Source organism: Methylocaldum sp. 14B (assembly GCF_002005105.1).
Taxonomy (GTDB): domain Bacteria; phylum Pseudomonadota; class Gammaproteobacteria; order Methylococcales; family Methylococcaceae; genus Methylocaldum.
Map to the genome: position 1 here is coordinate 46735 of NZ_MSCV01000038.1, position 20061 is coordinate 66795.

The 20061-nt window shown below is 59.8% G+C and carries 17 protein-coding genes, 1 tRNA gene and 1 pseudogene; 10 read left to right on the top strand and 9 right to left on the bottom strand.

Translation table 11 applies throughout. From position 1 onward, the window contains the following. Positions 1-28 precede the first annotated feature (28 nt). Together B2A78_RS21880 and B2A78_RS21885 are read left to right on the top strand one after the other, a co-directional pair. A tRNA-Leu gene (locus tag B2A78_RS21880) sits at positions 29-102 on the top strand. Positions 103-190: 88 nt separating this feature from the next. Beyond that, on the top strand, positions 191-826 hold the full coding sequence (locus B2A78_RS21885; protein ID WP_077732179.1) for a ParA family protein: 636 nt from the start codon (positions 191-193) through the stop codon (positions 824-826). A 169-nt stretch (positions 827-995) separates the two neighbouring features. Here the strand turns inward: B2A78_RS21885 and B2A78_RS21890 are convergent, their stop codons facing one another. After that, positions 996-1844 carry a class I SAM-dependent methyltransferase gene (locus B2A78_RS21890; RefSeq protein WP_077732180.1) on the bottom strand — a complete coding sequence of 283 codons (849 nt, stop codon included), beginning with the start codon at positions 1842-1844 and terminating at the stop codon, positions 996-998. A 395-nt stretch (positions 1845-2239) separates the two neighbouring features. Between B2A78_RS21890 and B2A78_RS21895 the strand changes: the two genes are divergently transcribed. Continuing rightward, a complete protein-coding gene (locus tag B2A78_RS21895; RefSeq protein WP_077732181.1) occupies positions 2240-2710 on the top strand; it encodes a hypothetical protein in 471 nt (156 codons plus the stop codon). 645 nt (positions 2711-3355) lie between these two features. Here the strand turns inward: B2A78_RS21895 and B2A78_RS21905 are convergent. Together B2A78_RS21905 and B2A78_RS21910 are read right to left on the bottom strand one after the other, a co-directional pair. Then, the gene (locus B2A78_RS21905; RefSeq protein ID WP_168175520.1) at positions 3356-3958 is read right to left on the bottom strand and encodes an alpha/beta fold hydrolase; all 603 of its coding nucleotides are present in this window, start codon (positions 3956-3958) and stop codon (positions 3356-3358) included. Between the two features lie 130 nt (positions 3959-4088). Beyond that, positions 4089-5549: a PLP-dependent aminotransferase family protein gene (locus tag B2A78_RS21910; protein ID WP_240502633.1), complete on the bottom strand. Its 1461-nt coding sequence runs from the start codon at positions 5547-5549 to the stop codon at positions 4089-4091. A 77-nt stretch (positions 5550-5626) separates the two neighbouring features. Here B2A78_RS21910 and B2A78_RS21915 point away from each other — a divergent pair, with 77 nt between their 5' ends. The 6 genes and pseudogenes from B2A78_RS21915 (at position 5627) to B2A78_RS21940 (ending at position 12205) form a co-directional block, all read left to right on the top strand. Further along, positions 5627-6082, top strand: coding sequence for a 2,4'-dihydroxyacetophenone dioxygenase family protein (locus B2A78_RS21915; protein ID WP_143735278.1), 456 nt, complete (start codon positions 5627-5629; stop codon positions 6080-6082). Positions 6083-6120: 38 nt separating this feature from the next. Continuing rightward, on the top strand, positions 6121-7023 hold the full coding sequence (locus B2A78_RS21920) for a haloalkane dehalogenase (protein WP_077732195.1): 903 nt from the start codon (positions 6121-6123) through the stop codon (positions 7021-7023). Positions 7024-7728: 705 nt separating this feature from the next. After that, a complete protein-coding gene (locus tag B2A78_RS21925; RefSeq protein WP_077732185.1) occupies positions 7729-9201 on the top strand; it encodes a TldD/PmbA family protein in 1473 nt (490 codons plus the stop codon). After that, a complete protein-coding gene (locus B2A78_RS21930) occupies positions 9198-10562 on the top strand; it encodes a metallopeptidase TldD-related protein (protein ID WP_077732186.1) in 1365 nt (454 codons plus the stop codon). The genes B2A78_RS21925 and B2A78_RS21930 overlap by 4 nt, the downstream gene beginning before the upstream one ends. A gap of 134 nt (positions 10563-10696) precedes the next feature. After that, positions 10697-11730 (top strand): annotated as a pseudogene (locus B2A78_RS21935) (IS630 family transposase). A gap of 79 nt (positions 11731-11809) precedes the next feature. Beyond that, a complete protein-coding gene (locus tag B2A78_RS21940; protein ID WP_077732187.1) occupies positions 11810-12205 on the top strand; it encodes a hypothetical protein in 396 nt (131 codons plus the stop codon). A gap of 406 nt (positions 12206-12611) precedes the next feature. Here the strand turns inward: B2A78_RS21940 and B2A78_RS21945 are convergent, their stop codons facing one another. The 6 genes from B2A78_RS21945 to B2A78_RS21970 form a co-directional block, all read right to left on the bottom strand. Then, positions 12612-12917, bottom strand: a complete 306-nt coding sequence (locus tag B2A78_RS21945; RefSeq protein WP_240502634.1) for a cytochrome c — start codon at positions 12915-12917, stop codon at positions 12612-12614. Next, positions 12914-14125 carry a molybdopterin-dependent oxidoreductase gene (locus B2A78_RS21950; RefSeq protein ID WP_077732197.1) on the bottom strand — a complete coding sequence of 404 codons (1212 nt, stop codon included), beginning with the start codon at positions 14123-14125 and terminating at the stop codon, positions 12914-12916. The genes B2A78_RS21945 and B2A78_RS21950 overlap by 4 nt, the downstream gene beginning before the upstream one ends. A gap of 267 nt (positions 14126-14392) precedes the next feature. Next, positions 14393-15214, bottom strand: a complete 822-nt coding sequence (locus B2A78_RS21955) for an alpha/beta hydrolase (RefSeq protein WP_077732198.1) — start codon at positions 15212-15214, stop codon at positions 14393-14395. A 66-nt stretch (positions 15215-15280) separates the two neighbouring features. Continuing rightward, positions 15281-16063 carry a 3-hydroxybutyrate dehydrogenase gene (locus tag B2A78_RS21960; RefSeq protein WP_143735279.1) on the bottom strand — a complete coding sequence of 261 codons (783 nt, stop codon included), beginning with the start codon at positions 16061-16063 and terminating at the stop codon, positions 15281-15283. A gap of 175 nt (positions 16064-16238) precedes the next feature. Further along, positions 16239-17492, bottom strand: a complete 1254-nt coding sequence (locus tag B2A78_RS21965; protein WP_077732189.1) for a PHB depolymerase family esterase — start codon at positions 17490-17492, stop codon at positions 16239-16241. A 102-nt stretch (positions 17493-17594) separates the two neighbouring features. Continuing rightward, positions 17595-17984 carry a CopG family transcriptional regulator gene (locus tag B2A78_RS21970; RefSeq protein ID WP_077732190.1) on the bottom strand — a complete coding sequence of 130 codons (390 nt, stop codon included), beginning with the start codon at positions 17982-17984 and terminating at the stop codon, positions 17595-17597. A gap of 291 nt (positions 17985-18275) precedes the next feature. Here B2A78_RS21970 and B2A78_RS21975 point away from each other — a divergent pair, with 291 nt between their 5' ends. Continuing rightward, positions 18276-19343, top strand: coding sequence for an NAD(P)-dependent alcohol dehydrogenase (locus B2A78_RS21975; protein WP_077732191.1), 1068 nt, complete (start codon positions 18276-18278; stop codon positions 19341-19343). Positions 19344-20061 lie beyond the last annotated feature (718 nt).

Below are 20061 nucleotides of genomic sequence, written 5' to 3' on the forward strand. Positions count from 1 at the left end.
AACAGATCTGGTCAAGGTTTTGATACTAGCCGGAAGTCAAAAGGGACCATTGACACATTCGTAATGTGCGGGTCGTAGGTTCAAATCCTATCACCGGCTCCAACGCCTTACAGGCGCGAGCGCTCTGTTTCTTCGGTTCATCATCGTCCCCGGGACTCCATCCCCGGGTAACATGCCGGAGAAGGGCGCCATGGCCATCTGTATCACCATCACCAGCACCAAGGGCGGCGTCGGCAAGACCACGCTGACCGCCAATCTCGGCGCCTATCTCGCCGATCTCGGCCAGACCGCCCTCCTCGTCGACGCCGATCCCCAACCGACCCTCTCCAGCTTTTTTCCGCTCCGATACCGCGCTCCGGGCGGTCTCACCCGGCTGATGGTCGAGGCGGCCTGCGAGGACGTGGTCAGCCAGACCACCCTCGACCGCCTCGATCTCGTCTATTCCGACGATCCGGACGGCAAGCTCCGCGACTGGATCCGCGATGCCGTCGATGGGCGGGTGCGTCTCAAGCACCTCCTCGGCCGTCCGCCGTTTGCCCAGTACGATATCATCCTGATCGACACCCAGGGCGCGGTCGGTCCTCTCCAGGACGCCGCGGTCGCCGCCGCCGATATCCTCCTCTCCCCTATTCCGCCGGAAATCCTCTCGGCCCGCGAGTTCGTCCGCGGCACCGTCACCATGCTGGAACGGCTACGGCCCATGGCGTTCCTCGGCGCCCCCATCGGTCCCTTGCGCGGTGTCCTTTACCGCCTGGACCGCTCGCGCGATGCCCGGCGTTTCGCCGCCGCCCTCGGGCTCGAACCGCTGATCCCTGCCTCCGCGTAGCCGTAGGGTCGGATGTTTGATCGGAGTCTGCGCGGCTAGCGCAGGTGGAGATCAAACATAAGGCAACCGACACCGTGTCAAGTCATTGTGGATCCAGGTCCCGATCCCACTATTGGGTCGGGACCGGTCGAACGCGGGCCGCCGAAGGCAATACTCGTCGCCAATTTTTTTACTCCTTTTGGTGACTTGGATGTCCCAAAAGGTTTCGCAAAAATGGCGATGCAATCGGCTTTTCCGCTTCGAACAGTATGGCTTGCATCGGATAGCGCGTGGGATTTGAGCCATATTCTTTTATCAGCGCCTCCGTCAACGCCTCGGAGATCTCCTCGGGATCGACACCGCCGCGATCTCGTATTTCTGTGATAACCGGAGTGAACACAAGTGCCCGCGCGAACGCCGCCACGTCCAGAATATCGTGTTCCTTTCGCTCGACCGAGATGACGATTCGATCAAAGCCGGCGCGAATCAGCTTTTCTTTGATCGGATCGATTTGATGGCAGGCAACGGGATCGAAGAGGAAACGAGGTGTATCCGACGGAAAGAATTGTTTCAGCACCTCAAAGCTCAAGCTGGCGAATGGATTGTAATGCTCCGAGTCCCAGACGCGGAGCAAGTACCGCCCTCCGCGCCTCAATGTCCGGTATGCCTCGCGAAACCCCGCCTCTTTATCGAAGAACATGACCCCAAACTGGCAGACCACCGCATCGAACGCCTCATCGTCGAACGGCAGCGCCGTGGCATCCGCGACTTGGAACGCGACCTGCTCGTGAGGGAGAAACTTTTTGCGGGCGGCCTCCATCATGGAATCGCTGATATCGATCGCGGTCAATCGCACGTCCTTGGCAAGCTCATTACACAAGTGCCGGGTCACGATTCCCGTGCCCGCGGCGATTTCGAGCACGTCACGGACTGATCTTTCCGCTACGCGTCGTGCGGTGTCGGCTCCATAGTGCTCGAAAAGCACGGGTCCGAGATCCTGATCGTAAGGGGTGACGACATCACCTTCATAACCTGCCATAGATCACTCTCTAGAAAATACAACGAAAGGACAAAAAGCGAGTTCAATCGCCCATCTCAGTAGATAAGCGAATACTGATAGTACTACATGTCCTACGACAGGGTGGTTTTCTGGACACAGACGGCCTAAAGCAGTCGTTCGTGGGGGCTGGTATTTTTCAGACTGAATGACTGCTGAGGCCGACAATTGGCGGTCATCGCCGTGAACCGTCGACGGACCGAAATCTTGAAGAGCGCTGGCCGTATCCAGCGTGTGAATTAATTAACAGACTGAATGGGCTTATCGCCTCATCATAGCAACCGCCTCGATTTGAGGCAGATCTTACGGTTTGGCCGGTGACATTTACGGTCGGCGATTCAAACCGCCATCTCTCATCAACTTAGGAGGATATTCGCATGAAGCACCTGAACAAGTCCCTATTGGGAGCCATTGGGCTCGGACTGGGGCTGCAGACCGTCGCAGACGCCGCGCAAACGCCCAACTTCTACGAGTGCACCGGCCGGCACGTCAGCCTTACCCTGGTGGTGGGCAGCCAGGCAGAAGTTGGCATTCTCCCAACGCAAACGACCCTCAATCTGCAATTGGGCGAAAAAAGCTATCGCTTTCAGGAATCGGACATCGTCACCGAGTCAACCCTGATTGGCGATCTTTGGGAGGTGGTGTTGGAACACATACCGGACCTCCACATTAAACATGCGTCCGTGGTGATTCCATCCGTCTCGTTGGGAGAGTCGCCGGTCACCTTCAAGAGCCAGCTTATCCTGACCACGGTGAACACGCCGTTCATCCCCACGCCCTTTGAGGGGGTGGTCAATCCTTCCAAATACATCGATGTCGCCTGCACGGCTTCGATGGTTTATTTTTAGGCTGGCTTGCGTCCGAGCGGCGATAGGCGTTCCGGCATCGAGCGGTTGTTGTCGGAGGCCGCGTTCGAGCCGCTGAGTCTCGACCCGAGGCCATCCGCGGTTCGGCGAGACAATCGAGATTCAGGCCCGTAGTCGCGCGCTGTAAAGTGGCGGCACCGGTCGATGATCCGACTGGATAAACCGGATGACGCCTCGCCGCCACTCGGCAAAAACGTCACGGGCAGCGCCTCGTTTGGGGCTGCCCGTGAATCCGCGAGCACCGAAGTCCGTCCAGAACCCGAACGTTCGGCGGCAGCCTGGTCCGTCTCGGACTCGCCGGTGTTTTTCCGATCCTTTACCTCGACGCTTTGCTGTTTCAATATTGAATGACGGCCAAGAACGAGCTCCGGAAGTTTGTTTTCGAGTGGGTGGTTTTCGGTCTAATCGGCCATTCACGCTGACCAATACCGGCCTTTCGCCAATGGCGGCTTTGTTCAGAATCGAAAAGCATACAGGATTAGGAGCCGCTATTCGCCCGATCGCTTAGCACGAGGTCGTCTTACGGCATAACCGCCCTGAATTAAGCCGCGCCGCGAAGCGGCGTCGGCATGAATGAATAGTTAGGTACCATCCGAACTCACCTGTCCGCTGGAGATTAGCCAACTGCTACTGGAGGAACTTGAGCAGCCGCTCAGTCACGAGTTCGGTCTCCGCAGCCACGATGTCATGCCCCGCTCTGGGAACGAGTATCGTCTCGACATGCGGCATGAGCGACTCGACGCGCTCGATTGCTTCGTGAGGGTCGGCCGTTGCTCCGTCGCACTCGCCAAGGATATCGAGCGTCGGTACCTCAATTCGCTGTAAATCCTCGTCGGACATCACTGCCGCCCGCACTGGAGGGAACATCGTGCCGTAGCTCTCCCGCACGAGTAGTATTTCGTCAATTCTCCGATCAAACTCCTCGGGATACTTGACCGCGATGCTTGGCATGATCCAGCGACAATACTCCTCAAGGGACTCCCGCCGCCCATCTGCAACGGACATCAGGCGTGCAACGAACTCCTGCGGGATGGGCGCGCCAATCATGACGGGTGCGATCCAAACGAGCTTACTCACCCGTTGAGGTGCATGCAGTGCGTACTCGGCTGAAGCGTAGCAGCCGTACGATTGCCCCGCCATTGGGATGCCATTGGTCAAGCCTAGCCCGTCGAGTACGGCATCAAGCCACAGCCGAAGATCGTCGACGCCGCGCACCGGGCGCGTTGGCACACTACGGCCCTCGTCATGGATGGCGTCGAGTGCCTATATGCGAAAACTTGTGACGAGCGGCTGGCGGGACCTAGCAAGACCATTTCGGTCGGTGGTTTCCCCGCTTCGAAAACGAGATGGCCAAAAGCAGTCATTCGAAGCGGCTCATGATCCGCGCCAGTCGCTCAATTGCGGCACCGATCCGGTCCGACCGGATCATTCCGTAGCCTAAAACCACGCCGTTAGGTGCCGGCTTTTCGACCGAGTATCGCTCGAGGGCATAAAGGCGGATGCCATCCGCCGCCGCTTCCCTGACCAATTCGGTGGCCGGAATCTCCCGGCTCAGCTTCACCGCCAGGTGCAGGCCCACCGCATCCCCTATTGGCTGCAACCGATCGCCGCCGTGCTGCGACAAGGCATGAAGCAGCACCGCGCGCCGCTCTGCGTAGATCTTGCCCATCTTGCGCACATGGCGAGCCAGATGGCCCTCGTCGATGAAGGCCGCCAGGGTGTCCTGAGACGGCGTCGGACAATGCCAGTCCGCGCACGCCTTGGCGGCGACGAGTACATCCCGCGCCCAGGGCGGAGCCACCACGAACCCGAGGCGCAGCTCCGGGAACAGGCTCTTGGAGAAGGTCCCGACATAGCAAACCGAGCCGCTTCGGTCGAGCGTCTGCAATGCATCCAATGGCCGGCCACCCAGGCGAAACTCGCCGTCGTAATCGTCTTCCACCACTACGGCGCCCCTTTCCTGCGCGAATTCGAGCAGGGCAACTCGGCGCTTCGCGGACAAGGTGATGCCCAGGGGAAACTGGTGGGAGGGTGTGACGCAGATCACCCCGGCATCGGCCGGCAGGCAATCGATCCTCAGCCCTTCCTCATCAACCGGGATGGCGGCGATTCTGGCACCAGCGGCGGTAAAGGCATCCCGCAGCGGCGGATAGCCCGGTTCTTCGACCGCGACCACGGTTCGGCCCGGCGTGACCAGGATGCGGGCCAGCAGGTCAAATGCCTGCTGGGCGCCCGCCGTGACCACGATTTGTTCCGGCGAACAGGAAACCGCCCGGGCGAAGGAGACGTGTTTGGCGATCGCCGCGCGCAGCGCCGGCCAGCCCTGCGGGTGGTCGTAGACTGCCGGCGTCTTCGACCAGGCTCTCAGTGCCCTGGCGGACAGGCGCCGCCAGACCGGAAAGGAAAACGCCGATTTGTCGGGCAGCCCGAGCCTGAAGTCGAAATGGCAGGATTCGACGCCCGCAGGCAGCACCGGCTGAGCCCGGCGCCAGGCTTCGTTCAAACGGCCGTCCGCCCCGGGTTCGCTGGACAGATGATGAGCCGGGCGCGGCGAGATGTCGGCCACATAGGTACCGGAACCCGACCGAACGGTCAGATAGCCCTCGCTCAACAATAGCTCGTACGCCGCTACCGCGGTATTGCGCGACACACCGATCGCTGCGGCAAATGCCCGGGTCGAAGGCAGTCGCGTACCGGACTGGAGCCGTCCGTCGAGGATCGCCTCCCGCAGCTGGCAATACACGGAGCGCAGCAGTTCTCGGGAACCCTTGCGCGGCAGGGTGATGGGTAATTCGAAAAGTGGCTCCATGATTTTTGTCATTTGTGGTCCTTTTCCGCTATTACTCGCCGCCTTATTGTGTCCGTACCGTCAGTCACTATTTGGCAAAGGAGCATCTTATGTTAGCAACCGAACCGTTCATCCCGGCAGCCGCGGGCAACCATCAGCTGCCGTGGATTTCAGTGGGCCACGGTATTTCCAAGAAGCTGCTGGCCCTGTTTCCCGAGCGCGGCGAATGGGTCACGCTGCTGCGCCTGGAGCCGGGAGCACGCATCCCCCTGCATCGGCATCAGGGCGAGGTTCACGGCTACCTCCTCAGCGGATGCCGGCGCCTCGATCCGGAGGGACGACTGCTGGGTCCCGGCGATTACGAGTACGAGCCGGCCGGTCATGTCGACACCTGGACTGCCGAGGGCGATGCCCCCTTCGTGAGTCTGTTTTTCGTGCGCGGCGCGGTCGAGTACCTCGACTTGGACGGCTCCGTCCTGCGCCGGGAAACGGCCGCCACCAATGCCGAGGAATACCACCGCGCCTGCTCCGAGCAGGGCTTCGTCCCGCTCGATCTATGTCGTTGATCGCGGTGGTAACGTTCTCGAGAACAGGAGTGCCGATCATGTTCCCATCCGAGATTTCCGCGGTCGATCATCATCCCCGGAAGCGCGTATCGGTCCTGGATACCGAGATGAGCTACGTCGATGTCGGCAAAGGCGACCCCATCGTCTTCCTGCATGGCAACCCGACCTGGTCCTACCTCTGGCGCAACATCATCCCTCACGTCCAGAACCTCGGCCGCTGCCTCGCTCCGGATCTGGTGGGCATGGGCCAGTCGGGCCGTTCGGCTGCGTCGAGCTATCGGTTCTTCGATCACGCCAACTATCTGGATGCCTGGTTCGAGGCGGTGGGCATCGGTGCTCGGGTGATGCTGGTGGTCCACGACTGGGGCTCAGCCCTGGGCTTCCATTGGGCCCGCCGCCACCCGGACCGCGTGCAGGGGATCGCCTACATGGAAGCCCTCGTGCAACCGAGGCTGTGGGCCGATTTCCCTCCGCCGCGGGAGCGGATCTTCCGCGCCCTCCGCTCGGACGAGGGCGTCAGGATGATCGCGGAGGAAAACTTCTTCGTCGAGACCGTGTTGCCGAAAAGCGTCCTGCGGAGTTTGACCAAGGAAGAAATGGAGGCCTACCGTGCCCCTTTCCGCACGCCGGAATCCCGGCGGCCGACGTTGGCATGGGCCCGCGAGTTGCCTATCGATGGCGAGCCGCGGGACGTCGCCGAAGTGGTCGAAACCTACGGGGCCTGGCTCGCGGCCAGCGATATTCCCAAGCTGTTCATCAACGCGGAACCGGGCGCATTGCTGGGAGCGCGCGCACGCCGATTCTGCCGGCAGTGGCCGAACCAGACCGAAATCACCGTGCCGGGCATCCATTACCTGCAGGAAGATTCACCCCACGAAATCGGCGCGGCGCTGGCGCGGTTCGTCGCACGGCTCCGCGCTTTGCCGGCCCCGCGCGTATGACGGAGAGCATCGGCCAGTGTGGGCGGCCTTCCATCTTCTGCTCCACCAGGAACAAGGTGCCCAGCATGACCAAGGCTATGTGATAGGCATCCCAGCGGCGGACCTGGTAATCGGCCAGAACGCAGAGGATGGGGCCCGAAATATGGCGCCGTTGATTTGACTGCATGATCGATTGCTTGTGCCCCGTTAAATCTCGCTGGAGGCGTCTCTTGCTCACTGGGATGTGCCGAGGCATTCGTTCAGGTTGACCGGTCATGATAAGATGCCTCGTCGACAGTCTCCCGAGCTTAGAGCGTTTTCCGGATCGGTGTAAGGGATTCGGATATGTAGGTCGGCAATCCCTTGCCGACGTATCGGCTCGGCGAAGGGCTTTGTCGGAAGGGTCGCGACTAAAGCGACCGTTTGCGATTGGGAAGGGATTGCCGACCTACGTTCTCCCCTCCGGGAACGAATCCGTACACCGGGATGGAAAACGCTCTATGCTCATTGGGCTTTCAGCGCATCAGGCTCCCTTTGAGCAGGGCGGGCAGAACAGGTGTCAGGCGTATAAGTTCAGCGATTACAGCAAGAAACCCGTCGACGATCAGGACACCAGGGACTACCGGGATTCTGGAGGCACCGGGTGGGGACGCTTGCACCCGCCGGACAGCCATTGACCTCCCGGTCCCACAATACCCTTGATATTGTCTACTCGATCAGCGAAGCATGAGCCTCCCGGTCAACTTTTATCCCGAACTCCCCGCGTTCGATATTCACCGGGCACTCGCCTGGGTCCAGGCCGAGGCTGATTGGATTGGCCTGCGTTTCGTCCAGGAGCAGACCTATCGGCGTACCGTCCGCAACCACCTCCCGGAAGACAACGCCATCACCCTGGAGCGGGGCGTCATGGCGGAAGCACGGGTGGACGGCCATATCGCCTATGCCGGCACCAGCGATCTCTCGCAACAGGGCTTGGTCCAGGCCGCCCGGCGGGCCGCGTATCTGGCCCGGATCTGCGCGCCCCATGCCTTGTTCCCATTCACCGAAGGGCACCGGCCTCCGGCTCACGGACGCTTTGTCAGCACCCGGCGATTGGGTTTTGACCGTCTGACGCTCGCCGAATTGACCGATCAACTGATCCGCGCCAGCCGGTCTCTCAAAGTCTCCGACAAGATCGTCAGCACGGCCGCCGAAGCCACCTTGGTGGAAAGCACGGTGCACTACGTCTCATCCAGCGGCGCGGATATCGAACAGCAGTGGTGGCTGGTTTCCAGTCATTGCGCGGCCACCGCTCAGGACGGTACCGAGACCCAGCAGCGTTCATTGAACGGCCCGGCCGCCCGCTGCCGTCAGGCGGGGTTGGAATTCTTCGATTTTTCGGCCCTCCACGCCGAGTGCGAGCGGGCGGGCCGCGAGGCGCTCGAATTGCTGGACGCCGAAAATTGTCCCGATGAGACCCTGGACCTGATCCTGGCGCCGGACCAGATGCTGCTGCAGATCCACGAATCGATCGGCCATCCGCTGGAACTCGACCGCATCCTCGGCGACGAGCGCAACTATGCCGGCTGGAGCTTCGTGAAGCCGGACGATTTCGGCCGGCTGCGCTATGGCTCGCCCCTGCTGAACGTCACCTTCGACCCCACCGTCGCGGGTGAGTTTGCCTCTTACGCCTTCGATGACTGCGGCAACCCCGCGACACGGGAATATCTGATCCGGGACGGCGTGTTGCTGCGGGGGCTCGGCAGTTTGGAAAGTCAGTCTCGACTCGGCATTGCCGGCGTCGCCAATTTCCGTTCGGCCGGCTGGAATCGGGCGCCGATCGACCGCATGGCGAACATCAACCTGGAACCGGGCACCAGTTCCCTGGCCGAGATGATCGCCTCCGTGGAGCGAGGCGTTTACATGCAATCCAATCGATCCTGGTCCATCGACGACTACCGCAACAAATTCCAGTTTGGCTGCGAATATGCACGCAGGATCGAACAAGGCCGGTTGAGCGACGTCCTCAAAAATCCCAATTACCGGGGGATGACGGTGCCTTTTTGGAATGCACTGAAGCAGGTCGGTTGTCGCGACGAGCGGGAGCTCTTCGGAACGCCGTATTGCGGGAAAGGCGAACCCAATCAGCTCATCCGCGTCGGCCATGCCGCCCCGCCCTGTCTGTTTGCGGGCATCGACGTGTTCGGAGGTGGCTCGTGAGCTTTCTTCCGGAAACCCGGCGGCTGTTCGACGATCTCGCGGATACGGCCTTTTCCGACTTGAAGGCCGGAGAAGCGCTCAGCCTCCAACTCAGCGCCGAAGATCAAACCTATGTGCGGTTCAACGATTCCAACGTGCGGCAAGCCACGGCCGTCTTGCAGAGAAACCTGGCACTCACTTTTCAGTGGGCTGGCCGTCAGGTGACTTTCACGTTTGACCTCAGCGGCCACCTCGATCACGATCGGGCGCTTCTGCGTTCCTGGTTGGAGCGGGCACGGCGGGAAGCTCGAACACTCCCGGAAGACCCTTTCGCGGTGCCCCTGCAAGACCATGGAACCAGCGAACACGAACATTCCGGGACAGAGCCGGACGCCGCCGCTGCGGTCAAGGCCATCGCCCGCGTCACCCAAGGGACGGACTTTACCGGACTCTTGGCCGCGGGCCCGCAGGTCCGCGCGGTCCGCAATTCGGCGGGGTTGAACCACTGGTTTTCGACCGCATCCCTATGGGTGGATTATTCCCTGTTCACGACCAACGCGTCCGGAGATAACAAGGCCGTCAAAGGTCGTTTCTGGGGGCCGGCATGGGATGAGGACCGGTTCCAGGCCGTCCTGGCTGCCGACAAGGCCCGGCTTGCCTTCTTGAAACGCCCTGCCCGCCCGATTGCGCCTGGCGAGTATCGGGTGTACTTCGCGCCGGCCGCCGTCGCCGAACTGATCGCCATGTTCTCATGGGGCGCGCTCAGTTACCGGGCGTACCGGGATGGTAACTGTCCTCTCAAGCGACTGATCCAGGATGAGGTCGGTCTGTCCGAACAGTTCACCTTGAAAGAAAACTTCTGCTTGGCGCTCACGCCGCGCTTCAACAGCCTGGGCGAGCTTCCGCCGGTGGAGTTGATGCTCATCGAGAAGGGGCAGTTGAAAAACCTGCTGGTGAGTTCCCGTTCCGCAAAACAATATGGCGTGCCGTCCAATGCGGCCGATCCGAGCGGCTGGTTCGGAGAGCATTTGCGCGCGCCGGAACTGATGGCCGGCAACCTGCCTGAGACCGAGGTCCTGAACTGCCTGGGTACCGGTCTTTACGTGGGCAATCTGCATTACCTCAACTGGAGCGATGTCCAGGCCGCCCGGGTGACCGGCATGACCCGCTACGCCTGTTTCTGGGTCGAGAACGGCGAAATCGCGGCACCCATCAATGATCTGCGGTTTGACGACAGTTTGTATCGATTGTTTGGCTCGGCGCTCGAGGCGCTGACCCGGGAAAGCCCGATCCATCCCGCCATCGATACCTATCACTGTCGTGCACTCGGCGGCAGCAAGATACCCGGCGCGCTCGTCGGCACCTTTCGCTTCACGCTTTAAATAATCGGCACAGGGCCCGTTCCAGGCATTCTCAGGGAGCCCCCGGCGATTGGTTTTCGGCTAAAGGGGACGGCCATGTACGGCTTATACTAACCGTAAAATAAAGAATGCCATATTCGTGTTAGGCTACGGCCATGAGATGCAAAAGAGACTCTGACGGGCGATCGATCGACAATCTCTCGCTCCAAGTCATGCGCCAGCAGGCGGTTAAAGCGGTCGGCAAAGGCGAGACCGTGGCCAGTGTTGCCGCCGCCTTTGGCGTCAATATCCGAACGGTATTTCGCTGGCTGTCGGACTTTGCCAGCGGTGGACAAAATGCCTTGCTGGCCAAATCGATTCCCGGTCGACCCCCGAAGGTGACCCCGGACGAAATGCGCTGGCTTGCCGAGACCGTGCGTGATCAGACGCCCCTGCAAATGAAGTTTGAATTTGGTCTGTGGACCTTGTCGCTGATCGGCGAAGTGATCTACCGGCAGTTCGGCAAGCGGCTGACCAAGCCCAGTGTGGGGCGGATCATGCGGATGCTGGGGTTTACCCCACAACGGCCATTGTATCGAGCCTGGCAACAAGACCCGGTGCTGGTCGAAAGGTGGCAGGCGGAAGCGTTTCCGCGCCTGCAAGCCGAGGCGAAACGGGCCGGTGCGGTGATCTATTTTGCCGATGAAGCGGGCCTTCGTTCCGATTACCATGCGGGCACGACGTGGGCGCCGTGCGGCCGAACCCCGGTGGTCAAGGCGACCGGCCGGCGCTTTGGCCTGACTGTCATTTCCGCGGTCAGCGCTCGTGGCGATTTCCGTTTCATGGTCCAGGAGGGAACGGTCACGACGGTGGTCTTTCGGGAGTTTCTCAAACGCCTGATGGTCGGGGCCAAGCAACCGATCTTTCTGGTGGTGGACGGGCATCCGATTCATAAGGCCAAGTTGGTCAAAGACTACGTGGAACAGCAGCAGGGACGGCTGAAACTGGTGTACCTGCCCCCTTATTCCCCGCAACTGAACCCGGTTGAGCAGGTCTCGGGGTCTGTGAATCCAGGGTGGCCAAACACTTACCCGAGAATAAAGCCGATTTGAAACGATGCCTGATCGGGGCCTCGCGGCGACTTCAGAAACTACCGCAGATAATGGTCGCATTCTTCCTGCACCCTGAATGCCGATACGCCATAACATGACAATACTTTCTTTACGCTTAGTAACTGCCGGAACAATATACTATAAAACTTATTATGTTAGCGAACCAAGGTGAAAGAAATGAGTATGAAATCCAGCTTAATAAAAATGGCAATAAAATTGACACCCAATAGATTGATTATTTGGGTGGCGAATATAATCCTTAAGGGTATTGCAGAATTAAAGAAATTTCGTTTTGACCTCGACGCGCGAACAATCTACGTTCAAACAAGGCTCTACGGTGAACAGGAAGCAATTGAAGTTTATCTGGAAGATTTTGCTGTTTTTAAGGACGGTGATTCCTACAGATTCATTATCCACCAGGCAAAATCGGACCGCCTTTGGCTGAATAACTTATTGTCCCGTATCGCAGGAAAAGCCTGGGAAATTCCTGCTATACCGCCATTGACGGCTCAACTCGAGCTTGCAGCCGAGTTGTTCAAAGCCAAATCTCCGGCACTGGGAAAAATCGATTGAGATTACACCCTTCCGCACGGCCTATACCTGCGCCGTCGGTGCGGATCGCTTCCACGATAAGATCATTCCGCCGGGTTGGATTGCCGATCTGAACGCGGCGTTCTAAGTACATTCAGGGAAGTCTTGCGGCATAGGCAGCCTGCAGGACAACCCCGCCAATCAAGCCAATCTGTCGAGATTCGGCAAATATTTGCGGAATGTACTTAGAGCATTTTCATACCGACTGTACGGGTACTTGCGAGTAGGTCGGAAATCCTTTTCCGACGGTGCAGTTGGGCCAACGGGTTCGTCGGCAAGGGATTGCCGACCTACGAATGCTTGAGTCGATCTACCCTGGCCGAAGGCGCCAACGACTCCGGCCAAGCCTGTTTTGCCGTACGAGCGAGATCAAAACGCTCTAACGCCGTTATTCGACGCCGTAATACGTCGTCAGATAATCCAGAATCACCGAAATGTCGTCCTGGCTGATCGGCGCTCCCATGACATTCACCATTTTGTCGACGGTCGCTTGCCAGTCGGTTCTTTTCATGAAAAGGGAGTTCATCTGGATATAGTCGATACTGTGGCACATGACGCAATTGGCCATCACGGTATCGCGTCCCGCCCCTTCCTTGAGCTCTATCTGCGCCTCTCCCGCAAAGGCGCTAGTGGAAAAAACCGCGACTAGCGCCGGCAGCAGCGTGTTGAGCATCTTCATGGCATGGGCACTCATGCGACCACCATGTTGATCCGTTGCACCACGTTGTTGTGGTAACCCGCTGGATTGAAGATGAGTTCATAAACTTGGGTGCTTCCCTGCCGGTTCGTCGCCCTCGCCATGAGCACAGATTTGCCGCCCCGTCGCGGCGTGAAGGTGTGGTGCCAGGCGCGGAACGAGAAACGACCGTAGTCCTGTTCGAGCTGCGCGTCCCGCCACGTCCTGCCGCCGTTCACCGAAACTTCGACCGTTCGGATTCCATGCCCCCCGTCCCACGCAAGCCCTTTGACCGTCACCGGTTTGCCCGCATGCAAGCGCTGCCCTTCCTCGATGTTGGTCATGAGAGAATTGACCACCATATCGGTGATCGGCGTATTGTCCTCCCCTTCTTGCGAAAGAAATCGCTCGATGTGCGGGAATTTGTCTTTCGGTATCCGGTAAGCCCTGCTCATCCAGAATCCCGTTTCCGGTTTCGGCATCGCGCTGATGGACGTCAGCTGCTTCACCCAGTAGGTCCCCGACCAACCGGGCACCACCAGTCGTACCGGAAAGCCGTTCCAATGAGGCAGGGCCTCGCCGTTCATCTCGTAGGCGACCAGGGTGTTCTCGTCGAGGGCTTTCCATAGCGGAAGACTCTTGACGAAATCGGGGGTCTCGTCGATAGCTCCGTAATCGGCGCCGTCGAAGACGATTTCCAGCGCATCCGACTTGAGTCCTGCTCTCGCCAGCACGTCCTTGAGGCGAGCGCCCTTCCATCGCGCATTGCCCATGGCGCCCGCCCCCCATTGGACGCCGGGCACATGCGGCTCGGAAAAGCCGCGGCGATTCCCGGCACATTGGCACACGGCAAACAGTTCGACGGGCTCGAAATCCCGCTTGAGCTGGTCCAGCGTCAACTCGAAGGGATGCTCCACCGAATCGCCCCCTACCTCGAGCCGCCAGGTTTCGGCGGCCACTTGCGGAATATGGGCAAGGTGCCAGCGCACGAAGAACTGGTCGTTCGGCGTGATGACGCCGCTGAAAGCCCTGACCGGCGTCTCGAAGTTCGGTGGCCGGTAGGTGCGCTTGATGAGGGGCTTCTTGCCGGACAATGCCGCCCGCACGGCGCTTTCCACCGCACCGATCGGCAGCTCGCCGGCCCGCAATGATCGCGGCACCAACAAGCCCGGCCAGGTCACAACGACCCCGCCAACCAAACCCTTGAGAAAAGTCCGCCTATCCAAGGTCTCGTTCTCCAATTCTTAGGGCATGTTTTATTTCCCGGTTTCAACTAAGACCTCCCTGACCGATCGAACGTTGCAGCTTCGGACAAGTCGATCAGATCATGAGCCGAGATGGCTTAACCGAAACGCTGACGCGGGTCCAATCAAAGGTCTTAAGGACCGAGTGATGGAAGCCTAAAGCTTTCAAGGTATGCCCTCGGTCCGGAGCGGCAGGAACGAAATCACCCGGAAACGTATACCGTCCCGAGTTGCTTCCCGGCATAGCTATCATCCTTCGCAAGACTCGGGAAGGTTTCGGAGAAGGGGCCGATGTTTTAATAGGAACTCCATCAGTACTTGATTGAACGCGTCCGGACGCTCCAGAGGCAGCATGTGCCGTGCGTCGCGGATGATCGAAAGTTCCGCCTGCGGCATTCTGGCCGCATAGGTTTCCTTGACCGCTATCGGCGTGTAATCCTGATCCGAAGTGATCACGAGGGTCGGGCAGTGAATGGCGTCGAGATGATCCGCCACGGTCCATCCGATCAAAGCCCGCAAAGCGTCAAGGTAAGCCCGCGGATCATTCTCGGCCCACCGATCGATGAATAGCCGTTGCAGTTCTGCCTGTTCCGGCTTGGGGAAGAGACGCTTGCCCAGAACCCTTCCCATTTGGCGCATCCCCAGCAACCGGACGATGAGTTTCCGTTGGACGATCTGCAGTCGTGCTCTGAGCGTACGGAGGATGAATTCCGGGCCGCTGTTGACAATCGCCAGGCTCTGCACGAGTTCCGGGGCGCTGATGGCGAGCTGAAAAGCGATCATGCCTCCCATCGAGAGGCCGACAACGTGAGTCGGACCAAGGCTGAGCCAACGGATCAGTTCCGCCGTGTCCGCCGCAAAACCGGCGATGCTGTACGGGCCGGGCGGCTTGTCCGAGCGGCCATGGCCGCGGAGGTCGAACGTGACCACGTGAAAGCGTGGAGAAAAGTAAGCGAGCTGAGCTTCCCAATCCCGTGTGCTGGAGCCCAGACCGTGGATGAAAAGCAAGGGCGGGCCGTGCCCCAGGCTTTCATAATGGAGTTCTGCACCTCGTATTTGAAGTCTGGGCATGCCCATTCCTTATGCGGCGGGTTTCCGTTGCCGAGCTTGGCCTGGAGCGGCTCCGTCCTGAGCCGGTCAGCGGGCGATCCAGCCCCCATCGACCGGAAAGGCCGCCCCCGTGGTCGTCTTGGCCGCCTCGCTGCACAGGACAGCGGTCCAGGCGCCAATGTCCTCCGGGGTCGAAAATTGGAGCATAGGCTGCTTTTCGCGCAGGAGCGCCAGTTTGGCCTCTTCCGGCGAAATCCCCTGCTGTCGGGCCAAGTCCTCAATCTGTTTTTCGACCAGCGGGGTCAGCACCCAACCTGGGCAAATCGCGTTGCAGGTGATGCCGGCGTTAGCCGTCTCCAGAGCCACGACCTTGGTCAGACCCAGGAGGCCATGCTTCGCCGCCACATAAGCGGCCTTGCCCTCGCTGCCTACCAGGCCGTGGGTTGAGGCAATGTTGATGATCCGTCCCCAACCGCGCCGCTTCATGCCCGGCAGCGCGGCTTTGATGGTATGGAAAGCGGCTGAAAGATTGACGGCGAGCACGGCCTCCCACTGCGCATCCGGAAATTCCTCCAGCGGTGCCACATACTGAATGCCGGCGTTGTTGACCAAAATGTCAATGGCACCGAAATCCGCCTCCATCGATTGGATCATGCCGCCGATGGCAGCCGGTTGTGAGAGGTCTGCGGGATAATAAGCGGTTTTCACACCCTGAGCGCGGCTCAAGTCCTGCGCCAATCTCTCGATCTCCGCGATCTCCCCGAAGCCATTCAAACCGATATGGCAGCCCTGCCGGGCGAGTTCTGTGGCGATGCCGAGACCGATGCCGCGGGTGGAACCGGTGACCAGGGCTATCTTCCCATGGAGCATGATTTATTCTCCGCCATTCCTTGTGGACGCCTCATCCATGGACCTCATGGTCTTCGTTTAGGTTCCGGGAGGCCTTCCGCTTACTGGACGATCTCCTGATAGTGATGCGCTCGCAACCCAAAAACTTCCCGGTTAGACAGGAACGCAAGAGACTTCTCACCGGCTCGCCGAGTTCTTACGGTTTGCCCTGCGAGTGCTTCCGGAAAAACCGGACCATCTCCTCCGAGGCGCTGGGTCCCTTGGGGTCGGTATACGAGACATCAGGACTTCCGCCCGACCAGCCGTGGCCCGCCCCATGAACTAGCCACTGCTCCATGACGACCTGGCCGCTCGCGTCGTGATAGATGGAGTGGGTATAGGAATGCCCGTGAGGCACCTGACCCCGGTTCGCCGTGACCCGCAATTTTCTTCCCGCGCCTGAGTGTACGGTTGCCCACTGTGCCAACACCCGATCGCCATTGCCGGGGTGAACCGTGGTGTCCCGGTCTCCATGAAAGACGATGGTGGGGACGATCCGGAGTGCTTTCAGCGCTGCCGGGAAACTGCTTTCCCGCTGCAGCAGCGCAGCTGTTTCCCCCTGCTGCATGGCCGCGAAGGCGGAGGGGATGTCATGGGCGACACCGTAAGGGAGTCCGGAATGGACGCCGATGGCGGCGTAGAGCTCAGGGTAGTTCACTCCCATGACCATGGCCATCGCCCCGCCGGCCGAGTGTCCCGCCACGTAGATCCGCCCGGCGTCAAGGCCATGGGTGCTCACGATGTGCCGGGTCATGTCGGCAAGGATGGACGGTTCGCCATGATCCCGGTGCTGGTCGCTCGCCTTGAACCAGTTCCAGCATCGGGACGGATTGGCTTGGGGCGCTTGCTCGGGGTACAGGACGAAAAATCCCTCCCGTTCCGCCAGGACATTCATGCGGGTGCCCGCGGCGAAGTCGTCCGGGTCCTGGGCGCAGCCATGGAGCATGACGATCAGCGGCAGGGCTTGTCCGTGGTAGCCGCTGGGAATATAGAGCTTATAGGCGCGGGTTCCGGCCGGGTTGGTGAAGGAACCTGTCATGAACTGCCCTCCTGCCTGAATGTCCGGGTTTGACTGGCTCGGTTTGGTTATTATGGATTCGAGTCCGGTTCGAAGCGAACGAAACGTAGCCTCGAAGGCGGACGACGGCGCGGAGGATGGGCTCGCGTCGTGCGGGCTCCCATGCGCCGATGCCCCGCTGTCCGGTGGCGGCGTGAGTTGGGAAATGTCGTCGATGACGCGGCACGTGCTGTCAATAGGTTCGTGACCGGAAGAGTCGGAGGTCTTCGAGGACGTGTCGGGTGCGAAACCGCCCCGGAGCGTGCGCCGGATGAGGGCGGCGGCTTCATCGAGCCGGCCCGAGCGGGTGAGCCGGGTGGCTTCCGCCATTACGGCGTGCAGTGCGTCGGTCATAATCCAGGTCTCCTTTGGCGATTGTAACAGCGGCCATGGTTCGGTGGGTGGAGACATGTGAGCTGTAAGTGGATCTCCACCGGCGAGGCGGGAAAACAAGGTCTAGCGGATGCGGCCGGCCAAGGCCGATTTGACGTCCGCACTGGCCCGCAAGGCCCCTAGTACCGTGATGGACTCGATGGTGTCCCGTGCCAGTTCGGGCGAGACATCATCGCCGATGATGACCAGGCCCAGCACCTGAATTTGCAGCCTCTGTCCGGCCGTCCGTACCGCTTCCAGATCGCGGCGGGTGTACTCCTGCAGGCCGAGCACCAGGGTCTTGCGGGCCACGGTTTGTTTCACCACCTCCGCGTGGGCGGCAAGTTGGTTGCGTATCGCGGTACGAATGAAGTCGGTGCGGTTGGAATAGAAGCCTTCCTGCACCAGCAAATCGATCTGCCCGAGGTCCACGAACCCCAAGTTGATCGTAATTTTCTCGGTTTCCCCTGCCATACCTTCTGCTTACCATCTCATAGCCATCCAATGGGATGGTAGACTACTCCGAAACGGGGGACTGTCAAGGGGTGCCCGCGGCCGAACGGTTTCATGGCTGACAGTCCCCTACGAACATCACTCAGCGTGGCGGATTCGGATCTACCCAATCGCTTTAGAATACCGTTTACCAGAATGGGGCCATTGATGTCTGCCTATTGCACATATCCTCTTTATATGGGGAGCGAGGAAGTAAATCGAACAAAGCGTCCGAAACACGGTCCGTTTAAGAAACGGAATAAGGAGCTCTCCATGATCAAAACCATCGGATATGCTGCCCACAGCATGAGTACGCCGCTGGGTCCGTTCCGCTTCGAGCGGCGCGAACCGGGTCCACGCGACGTGCAGATTGAAATCCTCTACTGCGGGGTCTGCCATTCGGATCTCCATACGGTCCGCAGCGAATGGCAGAACACCGTCTACCCGGTGGTGCCCGGGCACGAGATTGTCGGGCGGGTGACCGCGGTCGGCGACGAAGTGAAAACCTTCAAGGCCGGCGACTTGGCCGCCGTGGGGTGCATGGTCGATTCCTGCCGCACCTGTCCAGATTGTCGCGAGAATCTGGAGCAGTATTGTCAGAACGAACTCACGTTGACTTATAACAGTCCCGACAAGCACACGGGAAAGATGACTTACGGCGGGTACTCCAATGTGATCGTGGTCGATGAGCATTTCGTACTGCGCCTGCCCCAAAAGCTCGATCTCGCCGCCGCCGCGCCGCTCTTGTGCGCGGGCATCACCACCTATTCGCCGCTGCGTCATTGGCAGGTGGGCCAAGGCCAGAAGGTCGGAATCGTCGGACTCGGCGGCTTGGGCCACATGGGGGTGAAGTTCGCCCATGCTTTTGGATCGCATGTGGTGCTGTTCACGACTTCTCCGGACAAGACCGAGGACGCCAAGCGGCTGGGCGCCGACGAAGTGGTGATTTCAAAGAATCCCGATGAGATGAAGAAGCACGTCAACAGCTTCGACTTCATCCTCGATACCGTGGCCGCATCGCATAACCTGGACGCCTATATCGAGCTGCTCAAACGTGACGGCACGCTGTGCTTGATCGGGGTTCCGGATACGCCGCATCCGTCACCCGGCGTCGCCAACCTGATCTTCAGACGCCGACGAATGGTGGGCTCGCTTATCGGCGGGATCAAGGAGACGCAGGAAATGCTCGACTTCTGTGCCGATCACGGCATCGTCTCGGACATCGAACTCATTCCTATCCAAGAGATCAATGACGCATACGACCGCATGCTCAAGAGCGACGTGAAGTACCGCTTCGTTATCGATCTGGCGTCGTTGGAGCAGCAAACGGTCACGGCTTGATCAGGAAAATGATCATGCCGGCAAAACAGAAACGTGGACGATCAGGATGAGTCCATCTGTTCATGCGATTGGCTTATTCATAAGCTCTTTCGAGCAGTCAAAACAGACCGTGTGAGGGCTGCAAACCGCGATCTGCAAGGGATGTTACGGGTTACCGTTTCACCCGAAACCGAGCCCAACCGGGTTCGCCGCCACGGACGTGATGATGGGCTGCACTGAGTCTTGGGCAGGCCGATATAGCGTGAATGCCGTAACCCACTACGGTAGATGGCTTGCGCATGGATACTCTCGATGCTGGCACGCGCTCTATGCTGCTCACGCGTTTGCAGTCCGACGTGTCGCGGTTCGACTTTGGCATGGGCCATTGCGCACAAATGGACAGGGGGCGTACTCCTGACGTGTAAAGCGGGTCTTCCACACGATGCCAGTTCTAAGTACATTCAGGGAAGTCTTGCGGCATAGGCAACCTGCAGGACAACCCCGCCAATCAAGCCAATCTGTCGAGATTCCGCAAGTATTTGCGGAATGTACTTAGAGCGTTTTCCATCCCGGTGTACGGATTCGTTCCAGGAGGGGAGAACGTAGGTCGGCAATCCCTTCCCAATCGCAAACGGTCGCTTTAGTCGCGACCCTTCCGACAAAGCCCTTCGCCGAGCCGATACGTCGGCAAGGGATTGCCGACCTACATATCCGAATCCCTTACACCGATTCGGAAAAC